Source organism: Bradyrhizobium sp. USDA 4353, from assembly GCF_054063215.1.
Genome location: NZ_JBSSGB010000001.1, coordinates 5,826,798 through 5,840,516, shown reverse-complemented (window position 1 = coordinate 5,840,516; position 13,719 = coordinate 5,826,798). Strand labels below are relative to the sequence as shown.

Genomic DNA, 13,719 nt, shown 5'->3' with positions numbered 1-13,719 from the left:
ACTCCAGCCCCGACAAGTATGATGACGTCATCAAAGCCAAGCTGGAAACATAGATGCAGATCCTGCAGCGCGGAAGCGCAGAATTCACAGCCAGACATCAGCTAGACGCATTGCCGCTAATAGACATGATCGCAGCGCATCCGGTCACGCCCGATCTGCTGGGCGAGCTCGCCGCGCTGGCGCGCCAGGAAATTCCAGGGGTGCGCGCATCCGAGCGTGAGCTCGCGGAGTTCTTGCGGCAAGATCCGGAGTCGATCTTCGCGCTTTGCCGCGGCACGCGGCTGCTCGGCGGCATTGCCTTTCTCTATCTGAACTGCGCCGGCCTCGATGCGTTGCTGCTGGATGAGTTCAATTTGAACAATCCGCCGCGCCAATATCTGGCTCGGCCGGATGAGGAGGCGGCTGCGATCTATGTCTGGGCGCTGGTGGCGCGGGGACGCGGCGCAGTCGGGCTCGGCAATGTCGCTCATGCGATGCGCGCGCCGCGATATCGCGCGGCTGATTACTATGCGCAACCATCGAGCGCGGAAGGGCGGGCGTTTCTCGGTGCGCTCGGCTTCGCGCCGCTTGCGAGCTTTCAGCCGGATCTCTGGTGGTACCAACGCCCCTGGAACCGGCTGCCGGAGGTGATGGCGCCTTCGCTTCAATCGACCACGCAGTTCGTGAAAGGGAGTCTGGCGGATGCACGGCATTAGTTCGGTCAAGACGACGAAATCGAATCCACGCGCGATCACGGTGCGCATCGCGCGCGATCCGAACGATCTGATGCTCGTGACGGCGATCCGGTCCGCGGTTTATCTCGCCGAGCAGGATTGCCCGATGGAGGAGGAGTTCGACGGCAACGATCTCGTCGCCGCGCATTTCCTCGGCTTTGTCGGCAACGAGCCGGCCGGCTGCGTGCGTGTACGCTTCTTCGGCGAGTTCGCCAAGGTCGAACGACTCGCCGTGCGCCATCAATATCGGCGCTCGCGGCTGTCGTTCAAGCTGGTCCGCGAGGCGCTCGATTATTGCCGGCGCAAGGGCTTCAAGAAGGCCTATGGCCACGCGCAGGATCGCCTCGTCGACTTCTGGGCTCATTTCGGCGCCAAGCCGCTCGGCCATAATCGTAAGCTGACCTTCTCAGATTTCTCCTACACGGAGATGGTGCTGGACCTCGAGCCGTGCTCCGATGCGATCACGCTCGACAGCGATCCCTACATGATCATCCGTCCCGAGGGCGATTGGGATCGGCCGGGCGTGCTCGATCTCTCAGCAGGCCGTCCGGCGTCCTCGCCTCTGCGTGAATTTGCTGCCGCGAGACCGTGATGCAGAGCCGCGATCCGTTCGGCGCGACCGATACCGACCCGCCGGTTTTGGTGTGCGCCGATCTGCAGTGCGAGTACCTGGCCGAGGGACGCAAGCACCTGATCGCGGACGGCGAGGTGGTCATGGCCCGGTGCCGGCAGTTGATCGAGCTTTGGCGCGGTCAGCTCTGGCCGGTGGTCCACCTCAAGCGGATTGCGCGCGCGGCCTGGTTCAACCCGGCCTCCAATCTCACGAACTGGCTCGATGACTTCAAGCCGAAGCCGGGCGAGATCGCGTTCGAGCATCCGCTGCCATCGGCCTACAGCTCGGCGCGGTTCGCCGACTACATGTCGAACATGCGCAGCATCCGCTGCGTGATGCTCGGCTTCTCGCTGGACGAGACGATCCTCTCGACGGTGGTGGACGGCTTCCATCGCAGCCACCGCTACCAGGTGATCGGGGATGCGGTGGCCTGCCGCAAGGCCTGCGACGGCGATGTCGCCGCCTACAAGCTGGTCGTGACCCGGGTGATCGGCAATTTCGCCGGCGTCGTCGACAGCGCGGAGCTGATCGAGGCGAGCGGCCATCTCGCGGTGTGAGACGTCGCCGTCAGCAGCCTGCGAGCCGCTCCGCCAGCTCGATCACCATGCGCCGATCCGACGGGTTGCTGATCTTGTTGAATGCAACGACAAGACGCAACGCCTCGACCACATGCAAATCAACAGGATTCTCGCTCAGCAGCCGCAGCAGCTTCTGTTCCGGCGGCTCGCAATCGTCTTTGCTCACGCGGCAGCTCCAGCAACGAGAACGCGACATGACCCGAGAGGAAGAGCTCAAAGAGCTGGCGAGCAGCCTCCAGGCGGCCATCGCGAGGGCGCGCCAGCTCAACCTGCCGACGAGCGCCTATATCCTTTCCTTGGCCCTGGTGGAGGTGTCCCAGACAATCGAGGCGGAGTTGAGGGGGCAGGCCGATTCTGAGTGAAACTGTGGCAGAATCGCCCCATGTGAGGGGCGCTGCAATCACCTGGTTAAATGCGGGGAGCTGCAACCAGTCGTCGTGGCGGGCCGTCAGGCCCGGTCGACGCGGATGACGCGGCCCTTGTCGATGGCGAGCGCGAGCTTGCCATGTTTCAGCGCCAGCGCCGCTTCGCCGAACAGCTCGCGACGCCATCCCTGCAGCGCGGCGACGTCGGCATGGTCGTCGGCTGCGATCTGCTCGAGATCATCGACAGTGGCGATGACCTTGCTCGCCACCGCGTGCCGCTCGGAGGTCATGCGCAGCAGCACTTTCAGCAGCTCGACGATCGCAGCGCCATTGGAGTTGTTGCGCGGCTTCTCGAGCTTGGGCAGCGCGGCGAGGTCGCGCGCAAGCCCGCGCTGCACGGCGGCGACGATGTCGGAGCCCCATTTGGAGCGCTCGAAGCCCTTCGGCAGCGAGCGCAGATTGCCGAGCTTCTCGATCGTGGTGGGCGCATGCGTGGCGATGTCGCCGACCGCGTCGTCCTTCATGACGCGGCTGCGCGGCACGTCGCGGCTCTGCGCCTCCTGCTCGCGCCAGGCGGCGACCTCGATCAGCACCGCGAGCTCCTTCGGCTTGCGGACGCGGGTCTTCAACCGTTCCCAGGCGCGCTCGGGATGGAAGTCGTAGGTCTTGGGCGAGGTGAGGATCTCCATCTCCTCGCTGACCCAGTCGCTGCGTCCGCGCTTCTTGAGGTCGGCATCGAGGGCTGCGAACACGTCGCGCAGATGGGTGACGTCGGCCTCGGCGTAATGCGCCTGCTCCTTGGTCAGCGGCCGGCGCGACCAGTCGGTGAAGCGGTGGGTCTTGTCGGGGCGGTGGCCGGTGATGCGCTCGACGAGCTGGTCGTAGGCGATGCTGTCGCCGTATCCCAGCACCATCGCGGCGACCTGGGTGTCGAAGATCGGGTGCGGCACGATGCCGGCGCGGTGCCAGATGATCTCGATGTCCTGGCGGGCGGCGTGGAAGACCTTCAGGATCTTCTCATTGGCCATCAGCTCGAAAAAGGCCTTGAGATCGATCCCTTCCGCGAGCGCGTCGATCACCACGGCCTCGTCTGCGCTGGCCATCTGCACGACGCAGAGCAGGGGGTAGTAGGTGGTTTCCCGCAGGAACTCGGTATCGACGGTGATGACCGGGTGTTTTGCGAGGCGGTCGCAGGCGGCTGCGAGGTCCGCAGTGGTGGTGATCAAGTCCATGAACGATCCATGACGAGGCTCTTACGCCGTCGTCCGAAAACGCTGACAAGTCAAGGGTGTCGGCAAAGGGTACGAGACGAAATTCATCTCCGCTTGTCGGCCCAAACAGGCCGGAACGCAAGCGCCGAGGCGTCAGCGGATCGCTCTATGGTTGACGATGGGGCGCCTCAGTGATGCCGGACGCGGCCGGACGGGCGCCGTCCGGACGGCACCGCCAGCACGATCAGGCACAGCGCGATCATCGCCAGACCCATGAATTCGAACACCAGCGCGTCCACGTCTCAGACCTCCCCGACTTGTTGCTTCAACTTGTCGGGGCTGTGTTGATCGTTTCTTAAGGACCGCGGTGCGGTCGAGGCGATGGTGGACGTAGAGTTAAGACTGCGTGTCAGGTGCCGCAGAAGGTCTGCAGCACACGCTCCTCCGGCTGCGGCGGCTCGGCATAATCAGCCCGCTCCGGCTGGTCGTCATAGGGCCGCGCCAGCACCGCATGCAGCTCCTCGAACGGCGCGTAGTCGTCGTTCTCGACCGCCGCGGTGATCACCGCCTCGATGCGGTGGTTGCGCGGGATGAAGGCCGGATTGACCTTGCGCATGGCCTCGCGCCGCTCGGCCGCAGTCTGCGGCTCCGCAGCGAGGCGCTGCTGCCAGCGGGCGGCCCATTCGTCGAAGCCGGTGGGATCCTCGAACAGGGCGCGGACCTCGCCGAGATCGCCGCTGCCCGCGGCGTCGCTGAGGCGGCGGAACGTCAGCGTGAAATCGGCCTTGGCCGCGGCCATCGCGTCGAACAGCGCCTGCGCCAGCGGCTGGTCGCCCTCGCGCTGTGAGAACAGTCCGAGCTTGCGGCGCAACCCCGCCTGATGCGCCTCGGTGAACTGGGCTGCAAAACCGTCGAGCGCGGCCTCGGCCTGCTTGACCGCCTGATCCTTGTCGGCGTCGAACAGCGGCAGCAGGCATTCGGCCAGCCGCGTCAGGTTCCACATCGCGATGCGCGGCTGGTTGGCGAAGGCGTAGCGGCCGAACTCGTCGATCGAGGAGAACACCTGCTTCGGGTCGTAGGCGTCCATGAAGGCGCAGGGGCCGTAATCGATCGTCTCGCCCGACACCGAGGTGTTGTCGGTGTTCATGACCCCGTGGATGAAGCCGACCAGCAGCCAGTCGGCGATCAGCCTGGCCTGGCGTGAGATCACGGCATCGAGCAGCGCGTGATACGGCCGCTCGGTGCCGGCGAGATCGGGATAATGCCGGTTGATGACGTGGTCGGCGAGCCGGCGGACGGCCTCGACGTCCTGGCGCGCCGCGAAATACTGGAACGTGCCGACGCGGATGTGGCTGGTGGCGACCCGCGTCAGCACGGCGCCCGGCAGGGCGGTGCCGCGATAGACCTGCTCGCCGGTCACGACCGCCGCGAGCGAACGCGTGGTCGGGATGCCCAAGGCCGCCATCGCCTCGCTGACGATGTATTCGCGTAAGACCGGTCCCAGCGCCGCGCGGCCGTCGCCGCGGCGCGAGAACGGGGTCGGGCCGGAGCCCTTGAGCTGGATGTCGCGGCGGACGCCGTTCCTGTCCACGACCTCGCCGAGCAGCACTGCCCGGCCGTCACCGAGCTGCGGCACGAAATGCCCGAACTGGTGTCCGGCATAGGCCATCGCGATCGGCTCGGCTCCCTCAGGGACGGTCTTGCCGGCGAGGATCTCGGCGCCCTCCGGCGTCTCCAGCTCGGCCGGGTTCAGCCCGAGCTCCTCGGCCAGCGGCCGGTTCAGCTTGATCAGCCGCGGCGCGGCCACGGGCGTGGGCGCCACCCGGGCAAAGAAATTGTCCGGCAGCGCGGCGTAGGAGTTCTGGAAGGGGAAATGCACGGTCATGGCTCCAAGATAGGCGCAAGGCGGCCGCTTTTCGAGCCCAAACGGCCGTCAGATGAGCGCTTCAGCGCCAGCCCAATTCGGCGGCAGCGCCGGTGGTTGCAATGAGGGCTCCGGGGCCGGAAAAGCCGTTCCTGCGGTTGCCGCGCCGGGGCGGCTCGGCTAAACCCTGCGCGCATTCGGTAACGCGCCCCTCACGGCTGCGCCGATTCCCTTTTCCTCACGCCGACCATTCAGGACGACCATGCATCGCTACCGGACCCATACCTGCGGCGCGCTCCGCGACAGCAACATCGGAGAGACGGTCCGGCTGTCCGGCTGGTGCCATCGCATCCGCGACCATGGCGGCGTGCTGTTCGTCGATTTGCGCGACCATTACGGCATCACCCAATGCGTCGTCGATCCCGATTCCAAGGCGTTCGGCCTGGCCGAGAAGCTGCGCTCGGAGTGGGTCGTGCGCATGGAAGGCAAGGTCCGCCGCCGCCCGGAGGGCACCGAGAATGCCGAGCTGCCGACCGGCCAGGTCGAGCTCTACGTTGCCGACATCGAGGTGCTGGGCCCCGCGGCCGAGCTGCCGCTGCCGGTGTTCGGCGAGCAGGAGTACCCTGAGGACATCCGGCTGAAATACCGCTTCCTCGACCTGCGCCGCGAGAAGCTGCACCAGAACATCATGACCCGCGGCGCGATCATCGATTCGATGCGCCGACGGATGAAGGAGCAGGGCTTCTTCGAATTCCAGACGCCGATCCTGACCGCGTCCTCGCCCGAGGGCGCGCGCGACTTCCTGGTGCCGTCGCGCATCCATCCCGGCAAGTTCTACGCGCTGCCGCAGGCGCCGCAGCAGTACAAGCAGCTCTTGATGATGTCCGGCTTCGATCGCTACTTCCAGATCGCGCCCTGCTTCCGCGACGAGGACCCGCGCGCCGACCGTCTGCCGGGCGAGTTCTATCAGCTCGACGTCGAGATGAGCTTCGTCGAGCAGGAGGACGTGTTCGCGGCGCTGGAGCCTGTCATCACCGGCGTGTTCGAGGAGTTCGCTAGGGGCAAGCCGGTCACCAAGGGCTGGCCGCGCATCCCGTTCGCGGAAGCGCTGCGCAAATACGGCACCGACAAGCCGGACCTGCGCAACCCGATCGAGATGCAGGACGTCTCCGAGCACTTCCGCGGCTCCGGCTTCAAGGTGTTCGCGCGCATGCTCGAGGACCCCAAGAACCAGGTCTGGGCGATTCCGGCTCCGGGCGGCGGCAGCCGCGCGTTCTGCGACCGCATGAACTCCTGGGCGCAGGGCGAGGGACAGCCCGGGCTCGGCTACATCATGTGGCGCGAGGGCGGCGAGGGCGCGGGCCCGCTGGCGAACAACATTGGCCCAGAGCGCACCGCAGCGGTTCGAGCCCAGCTCGGCACCAAGGAGGGTGACGCCGCCTTCTTCGTCGCCGGCGATCCCGACAAGTTCTGGAAGTTCGCAGGCCTCGCCCGCACCAAGGTCGGCGAGGAATTGAACCTGATCGACAAGGACCGCTTCGCGCTGGCCTGGATCGTCGACTTCCCGATGTACGAGTACAATGAGGACGACAAGAAGGTCGACTTCTCGCACAACCCGTTCTCGATGCCGCAGGGCGGACTCGAGGCGCTCACCACCAAGGACCCGCTGACCATCAAGGCGTTCCAGTACGACATCGCCTGCAACGGCTACGAGATCGCCTCCGGCGGCATCCGCAACCACAAGCCGGAAGCGATGGTGAAGGCGTTCGAGATCGCAGGCTACGGCGAGCAGGAGGTGGTCGACCGCTTCGGCGGCATGTACCGCGCCTTCCAGTACGGCGCGCCGCCACATGGCGGCATGGCCGCCGGCGTCGACCGCATCGTGATGCTGCTCTGTGGCACCACCAACCTGCGCGAGATCTCGCTATTCCCGATGAACCAGCAGGCCATGGACCTCTTGATGGGCGCGCCGTCGGAAGCCACGGTCAAGCAGCTGCGCGAGCTGCACATCAAGCCCAACCTGCCGAACAAGTAGTTCGGCAGCGTTCGAATGTAGGGTGGGCAAAGCGGCCGCCGTCAGGCGGCAGCGTGCCCACCGTTCATCCGCGCATTCCCCGTGAGATGGGGGGGCACGGCGCTCCCGCAGATGGCCGCGAGGAGAGTGCAGGGGAGCGCCTTTGCCCACCCTACGTCCCCTCACGCCGCTGACCGTCCCGGCAGCATCCGCGTCAGCACGCCGTCGCGGCGGACGACGTGATGAAACAGCGCGGCGGCGACGTGCAGGGCCACGACGACCCAGGCGATCCATTTGCCGACGAAATGGTGGACCGCATCGACCGGCGGCTCGAACGCCTCCCAGGTGATCCCCCATCGCGACTCCATCCAGCCGAACAATGTCGTCTCGCGAAAGCTCGGCAGCGCGAACAGTCCGAAATCGGTCGGAGCATCCGTGCCGATATAGCCGGTCAGCGGCATCAGGATGAGCAGCGCGTACAATCCGCAATGCGCTGATTGCGCGAGCCACGCCTCGGCATGCGAGCCGTGCGGCTGATCCGGCTGCACGTTGACGAGCCGCCACAGCAGGCGCGGCAACACCGAGAGTCCGACGATCATGCCCAGCACCCAATGGACGTTGAACACGGGCAGGACTTCGGGCGCATTGTCGTCCATGAACCAGATGACGTAGTACACGACAGCATAGGCCGCGATGAACGCCGCCGCGCTGGTCCAATGGAAGAGCTTGGCGACCGCGCCAAACTCCAGCTTCGTATTCTTCCACGGCATTCCAGGTCCCCTCGCACATCACGCCGCACCGCAGCTTGCGACGTGCTGCTATCGTCAAACCAGCGGTTCAGCCAGCGGCAGCGCCGGTATCGAGCGGCTTCCCAGGTCAATTTCCTCTCACCGGGTCGTTATCGATGCCGAGCTGCGGCATGTCGTCGCCAGCCCTCTCGCATCGCGATCTCGCTCGCACGCAAGATGACCCAGCGTTGAAGGCGTCGCCCTGCATTTGATGGTCTCGCGTTAAGGCTGGTTAAGACTGCCGACAACTTCATCGCATCCTCCGAACGCGTCCAGACCGGGCTTGATGCTCCGCGCGCGCTGTGCCCGAGCCATCATCCGGCCTGCGAAACCGTCAACCGCGCAAGAAGGCAAACCGTTGATTCCGAGAACTAATCGCGCATGCCGGCTGTTAGTTCGGCGCGGTGCGCGCCGCGCTCGGCGCGTCCTCTCGCGCTTCGTTGCGCGGCAGATTCCTGGCCAGACCGATCGGACGAATGGGTGTTGCGGTGTCATGCAACCCGTTCTTAATAGGATTGCTGTCTGACTCATGTAGTGAACATGGCCAACCAATCAGAAGAAAACGGATAGTTCAAATATGACCGTTCGCTGGTGTGCGCTCCTTCTCGGTATCTGCTTCCTCGCTTCTCCCGCCTCCGCTCTCGCCATCACGCCCGATGCCGTTCGCGATCTCGCCTCCCGGGTCGGTCCGGTCGTCGGCCAGGCCGCGACCTGCCGTGAGATCGCCCAGGGACGGGTCCAGACCATCATCGATCAGTTCACCGAGGTCATCCGCCAGGGCTCGTCGAACAGCGGCGAGCGCGATGGTCTTGTTCGCAGCTTCAACAGCTACATCGCCGAAGGCCGCGGCCGCGTCGCGTCCTCGCAGGTGACTTGCCAGACCGCCGAGCGCCAATTGGCCGAGCTCGAGCGGTCGCTGAGCCAGCAGCAGTCGTCTGCGCCCAGCCTGTCCTTCGCGCTGGCGCCCTCGACGGCAGCCGCGTCGACGCAGCCCACCGCCAATCTTCCGCCGCCGCTGCCGCGTGGCGTCAGCGAGACCGAGATCCGCTTCGGCACCGTCATTCCGTTCTCGGGCGTCCGCAAGGAGCCCGCGCGCCAGATGAAGGTCGGCATCGAGACGGCGTTCAACCGCGCCAATGACGCCGGCGGCATCAATGGCCGCAAGCTCCGGCTGATCGCGGCCGACGACGCCTATGATCCCGCCAAGACGATCGGCGCGATGACGCAGCTCTACGAGAAGGAGCAGGTGTTCGGCTTCATCGGCAACATGGGCACCGCCAACAATGCGCTGGCGATCCCCTATGCGCTGGAGCGCCGCGCGCTGTTCTTCGCGCCCTATAGCGGCTCGGCGATCGTGCGCCGCGACCCGCCCGATCGCTACGTCTTCAACTACCGTGCGAGCTACGCGGAGGAGACGGCGGCGATCGTCAACTATCTGATGAAGGTCAAGCGCATCCCGGCGAAGCAGATCGCGGTGTTCGCGCAGAACGACGGCTATGGCGACGATGGCGCCAACGGTGTCGCCAAGGCCTTCCGCGCGCAAGGGATCACCGATCCGATCATCCGCTACGGCTTCCCGCGCGGCTCGCTGGATGTCGACGAGGCGGTCAACCAGCTGAAGGCGCAGAAGCCCGCGATCAAGGCCGTCATCATGATCGCGACCGACCGCGCCGCGGCGAAGTTCATCGAGAAGACCCACGACGCCGCGCCGGGTTTGATCTACGCCAACATCTCCGCCGTCGGCTCGACCTCGCTCGCGGCGGAGCTGAAGCTGCTCGGCCCGAAATACACCAAGAACGTGATCGTCACCCAGGGCGTGCCGTCGGTGGCCGGCTATTCGAGCCTGGTGCTCGACTACAAAACCGCGCTGGCGAAATACTTCCCAGGCGAGGAGCCGGACTACACCTCGCTCGAGGGCTTCATCTCCGCCAGCATCCTGATCCAGGCGCTGAAGCAGACGACGCCGCTCGACACCGAGCGTCTGGTCGATACGCTGGAATCGATGCAGAACATCGATGTCGGCCTCGGCAGCAAGCTGTCCTTCGGCCGCGCCGAGCACCAGGCCTCGCACAAGATCTGGGGCACCACGCTCGACGAGACCGGCACCTACCAGGCGATCGAGCTGGAGTAGGGCTGACCTGCGCGGCGCGCCTCGCCCGCCGCGCCATCTCTGGGAGGCGCTGGTCAGCTCGCCAGCGCCTCGGTGACCGCCTCGCGCAACGACTGGGTCGGCCGTCCGATCAGCCGCGACAGCGTGCGGCTGTCGTCGCGCAGCACGCCGGACGCGACGCCCTGCGCCTCGACCTCGGCGAGCATCGCTGCGATCGGCGGCGGCAGCCCGGCGCGCTCGTAGAAGGCGGCGTGCTCGGCCTCGGTGAGGTTCTGATAGGCGACCGGCTGCGCGCTTTGATCGGCGGCCTCGGCCGCGAGCTCGGCCAGCGTATGCGCGTGATCACCGGCGAGCTCATAGGTCTGGCCGTCATGACCAGGGCTTGTGAGCACCGACACTGCGGCATCGGCGAAATCACGCCGCGACGCCCACGAGATCGGCGCGTCGCCGGCGCTGCCGATCAGCACACCATGGCCGAGCGCAAGGCTCAGCGTCGCGGTGTGGTTCTCCCAGTACCAGCCGTTGCGCAGGATGGTGTAAGTGAGCCCGGACTCCCTGATCCAACGCTCGGTTTCGACGTGGTCCCTGGCGAAGCTGGGCGTCCATTGCTCGGCACGCAGCAGGCTGGTGTAGACGATGTAGCCGACGCCGGCCCGCTTCGCGGTTGCGATCACATTGGCATGCTCGACCTGGCGCGTGCCGAACGCGTTGGATGAGATCAGCAGCAGCTTGCTGACGCCGGAAAATGCGCGCTCGAGCCCCGCGGGATCGGCATAGTCGCCGGCGCGGCTGGCGACGCCCAGCTCGGCCGCCTTGCCGGGATCGCGGACGATGGCGACGATGTCCGAGGCAGGCGCGCGCTCCCGCAGCCCGGCGATGACCTTTCGTCCGAGCTGCCCGGTCGCTCCGGTGACTGCGTACATCTGAAATCTCCTGTGATGAAACGGTCAATTACAACGGAGCCAGGCGCCCCATCAGCCCCGCGCGGTAGCGCGTGGAGGCGGCGGCGATCTCGGCTTCGCTGCTCATGATGAAGGGACCGTCGACGACGATCGGCTCCCGTAGCTCCGGCCCGGACATGATGACGAGCTGGGTCGCGCCATCAGCCGTCAGCTTCGCGTGGCCTTCGCCCTGCACGGCGATGGCTTCCCCCTCCGCGAGGTCCCGGCGGCCGTCATCGGTGGTGATCGCGAGGCCGCCCTGCGTGGCGTAGATGATCGCGACCTCGCCCGGCGTCAGCGCGTAGTCGAGCCCTCGGCGCAGCGTGACGTCGAGCAAGGTGAAGCGCTCCGCGGGCACCAGCGGCGAGGCGACACCGTTGAAGGAGCCGACCACCACGCGGACGCGATCGCCGTCCCCACTGGTCCATTCCGGCACCTCGTCGCCCGCCAGTTGCAGCATTCGCGGCGCGCGGAGCTCGTTGCCGGCGCTCAGCTTGAGGAAGAGCTGCAGCCCGTGAAGCTCCCGCGCATCGGCGGGGATCTCGTGATGCAGGACGCCGTTGCCGGCCTCGGTCCAGACGATGCCGCCGGCGCCGACCGTGACGTCGTTGCCGAGCGAGTCGCGGCTGCGCAGGCCGCCCGCCGAATCCGCAAACACGTAGGTCACGGCCGAGAAGCCGGCATGCGGATGCGGCGGGAACGGCCGGCCGCTCACCCTGAAATCATCCAGCACCAGCACCGGCGAACCCACCGGTCCGAGCCCGGCCAGGTCCACGGCCTTGACCAGGAAGCGCCCGGCCGTGCCGTGTGGTCGGGCGGAGGTGATGGAGGAGAATACGATGGCCATGGCGAGCGCGCCCCGCGAGTTCGAGCCGATGGACGGCAGCGGTCAGGCGGCGAGCGCCAGTGCCTGCGCCTTGGCTTGTTCCTTGGCGGCCTCGATCGCCTTGGCGCGCGCCTCGGGTCCCATCGCGACGCCTTCGGCGCGCACGAACGAGACGTCGGTAAATGCCGAGGAAGCCGAAGAACGCCTGCAGATAGGTTTCCTGGTGGTCGAGCGCCGCGATCGGCGATCCCGCGCTGAAGATGCCGCCGCGTGCGGAGGCGATGATCACCTTCTTGCCCTTGCACAGGCCGACCGGGCCGGTCTCGCCATACATGAAGGTCTTCCCGGGCACGGCGAGCCGATCGATCCAAGCCTTGAGCTGCGAGGGGACGCCGAAATTGTACATCGGCGCGCCGATCACCACGATGTCGGCGGCGAGGAGCTGCTCCATCGCGCGCAATCCGTCCTGCACGTCCTGCTGCAGGGCCGCGTCGGCGGCGCCGCCCTGCATGGCCGCGAGATGGGCGCCGGTCAGATGCGCCACCGGCTCGGCCGCGAGGTCACGATAGCTGGTCTCGACCGTGACGGCCTTGGCCAGCGCGGACACGATCTCGGCCGAGAGCAGGCGGCTGACCGAGCCGGGTCCGGCAATGCTGGAATCGATGTGAAGCAGCTTCATGGGAGGTCTCCGGTTGCGGCAGCGTCGCCGCCTTCGCTGAGGACCATGGTCGGTTGCGGTAGATCGGAAAAGCCAATATATTTCGATATAACCCATCGGAATAGACGATAGACATGCTCGACGGTATTTCGCTCGACCAGCTCCGCACCTTCGTGGCGGCCGCTGAGACCGGCAGCTTTTCCGCCGCCGGCCGCAAGCTCGGCCGGGCCCAGTCGGTCATCAGCCAGAATCTCGCAAACCTCGAAGCCCAGCTCGAGGTGCGCCTGTTCGATCGCACCGGCCGCTATCCCGTGCTGACGCCGGCCGGCCGCGCCTTGCTCGCCGACGCGCGCGCGGTCGCTGATGGGTTGGCCGAGCTGAAGGCGCGCGCCCGCGGGCTGGCGCAGGGGCTCGAGCCGGAGCTCAGCATTGCCGTGAACGTGCTGTTTCCGACCGCGGTGCTGACGGACGCAGTGGGCGCGTTTCAGCAGACCTTTCCGGGCACGACGTTGCGCGTCTCGGTCGAGAGCATGGGCGCGGTGATCGAGCCGGTGCTGGAGAAGCGCTGTGCGTTCGGCATTCGTGGCCCGCTCTTGACCGGCCATCCCGATCTGCGCAGCGAGCCGCTGCGCGATATCCGCTATCTGATGGTGGCATCCGCTCACCATCCTCTGGCGCAATGCGACGGGGTGATCCCGCCTGAGATGCTCAGCGAGCACGTGCAGCTCGTGCTCACCGATCGCTCCCGCCTGACCGAAGGCAAGGATCTGCGCGTGTTCTCGTCGCGGACCTGGCGGCTGTCCGACCTCGGCGCCAAGCATGCCTTCCTGCGCGCCGGTCTTGGCTGGGGCGGCATGCCATTCCATGTGGTCGAAGACGATCTCGCCAGCGGCGCGCTGGTGCCGCTGACGCTTGCGGAGGCCGAAGCCGACACGCAGATCCGGATGTCCGCTGTCTATCGCACCGACACGCCGCCGGGGCCGGCCGGCCGCTGGCTGATCGATCGCCTGAAGCAGGGAGCGGACTGAGAGCGGAGGA

The 13,719-nt window shown here is 66.6% G+C and carries 13 protein-coding genes and 1 pseudogene; 7 read left to right on the top strand and 7 right to left on the bottom strand.

The annotated features are described in order from the left end of the window. Positions 1-53: 53 nt before the first annotated feature. From ACVILH_RS26470 to ACVILH_RS26460, 3 genes are read left to right on the top strand one after another with little or no spacing between them, the layout of a single operon-like run. A complete protein-coding gene (locus ACVILH_RS26470) occupies positions 54-695 on the top strand; it encodes a hypothetical protein (RefSeq protein ID WP_456715514.1) in 642 nt (213 codons plus the stop codon). Next, a complete protein-coding gene (locus ACVILH_RS26465) occupies positions 682-1,305 on the top strand; it encodes a GNAT family N-acetyltransferase (RefSeq protein WP_006613455.1) in 624 nt (207 codons plus the stop codon). The genes ACVILH_RS26470 and ACVILH_RS26465 overlap by 14 nt, the downstream gene beginning before the upstream one ends. Continuing rightward, positions 1,305-1,883: an isochorismatase family protein gene (locus tag ACVILH_RS26460; protein ID WP_456715513.1), complete on the top strand. Its 579-nt coding sequence runs from the start codon at positions 1,305-1,307 to the stop codon at positions 1,881-1,883. The genes ACVILH_RS26465 and ACVILH_RS26460 overlap by 1 nt, the downstream gene beginning before the upstream one ends. 10 nt (positions 1,884-1,893) lie before the next feature. Here the strand turns inward: ACVILH_RS26460 and ACVILH_RS26455 are convergent, their stop codons facing one another. Beyond that, positions 1,894-2,070: a hypothetical protein gene (locus ACVILH_RS26455; RefSeq protein WP_257168269.1), complete on the bottom strand. Its 177-nt coding sequence runs from the start codon at positions 2,068-2,070 to the stop codon at positions 1,894-1,896. Positions 2,071-2,098: 28 nt separating this feature from the next. On the opposite strand from ACVILH_RS26455, the gene ACVILH_RS26450 reads away from it, so the two are divergent. Then, on the top strand, positions 2,099-2,266 hold the full coding sequence (locus tag ACVILH_RS26450) for a hypothetical protein (protein ID WP_456715512.1): 168 nt from the start codon (positions 2,099-2,101) through the stop codon (positions 2,264-2,266). Between the two features lie 86 nt (positions 2,267-2,352). Here ACVILH_RS26450 and rnd read toward each other — a convergent pair whose 3' ends face one another. Then, positions 2,353-3,501, bottom strand: coding sequence for a ribonuclease D (gene rnd / locus ACVILH_RS26445; protein WP_456715511.1), 1,149 nt, complete (start codon positions 3,499-3,501; stop codon positions 2,353-2,355). 388 nt (positions 3,502-3,889) lie between these two features. Continuing rightward, the gene (locus ACVILH_RS26440; RefSeq protein ID WP_456715510.1) at positions 3,890-5,365 is read right to left on the bottom strand and encodes a protein adenylyltransferase SelO; all 1,476 of its coding nucleotides are present in this window, start codon (positions 5,363-5,365) and stop codon (positions 3,890-3,892) included. Positions 5,366-5,606: 241 nt separating this feature from the next. On the opposite strand from ACVILH_RS26440, the gene aspS reads away from it, so the two are divergent. Continuing rightward, complete coding sequence (aspS, locus tag ACVILH_RS26435; RefSeq protein ID WP_456715509.1) at positions 5,607-7,379, top strand: aspartate--tRNA ligase; 1,773 nt, start codon at positions 5,607-5,609, stop codon at positions 7,377-7,379. A gap of 161 nt (positions 7,380-7,540) precedes the next feature. Here the strand turns inward: aspS and ACVILH_RS26430 are convergent, their stop codons facing one another. After that, a complete protein-coding gene (locus ACVILH_RS26430) occupies positions 7,541-8,128 on the bottom strand; it encodes a cytochrome b (protein ID WP_456715508.1) in 588 nt (195 codons plus the stop codon). 595 nt (positions 8,129-8,723) lie between these two features. Between ACVILH_RS26430 and ACVILH_RS26425 the strand changes: the two genes are divergently transcribed. Continuing rightward, complete coding sequence (locus ACVILH_RS26425; protein ID WP_456715507.1) at positions 8,724-10,277, top strand: ABC transporter substrate-binding protein; 1,554 nt, start codon at positions 8,724-8,726, stop codon at positions 10,275-10,277. Between the two features lie 53 nt (positions 10,278-10,330). Here ACVILH_RS26425 and ACVILH_RS26420 read toward each other — a convergent pair whose 3' ends face one another. The 3 genes and pseudogenes from ACVILH_RS26420 to ACVILH_RS26410 form a co-directional block, all read right to left on the bottom strand. After that, the gene (locus ACVILH_RS26420) at positions 10,331-11,179 is read right to left on the bottom strand and encodes an SDR family oxidoreductase (protein ID WP_456715506.1); all 849 of its coding nucleotides are present in this window, start codon (positions 11,177-11,179) and stop codon (positions 10,331-10,333) included. Between the two features lie 28 nt (positions 11,180-11,207). Next, positions 11,208-12,044: a pirin family protein gene (locus ACVILH_RS26415; RefSeq protein WP_456715505.1), complete on the bottom strand. Its 837-nt coding sequence runs from the start codon at positions 12,042-12,044 to the stop codon at positions 11,208-11,210. Between the two features lie 42 nt (positions 12,045-12,086). Beyond that, positions 12,087-12,702, bottom strand: a pseudogene (locus tag ACVILH_RS26410) (FMN-dependent NADH-azoreductase). A gap of 113 nt (positions 12,703-12,815) precedes the next feature. On the opposite strand from ACVILH_RS26410, the gene ACVILH_RS26405 reads away from it, so the two are divergent. Continuing rightward, positions 12,816-13,709: a LysR family transcriptional regulator gene (locus ACVILH_RS26405; RefSeq protein WP_456715504.1), complete on the top strand. Its 894-nt coding sequence runs from the start codon at positions 12,816-12,818 to the stop codon at positions 13,707-13,709. Positions 13,710-13,719 lie beyond the last annotated feature (10 nt).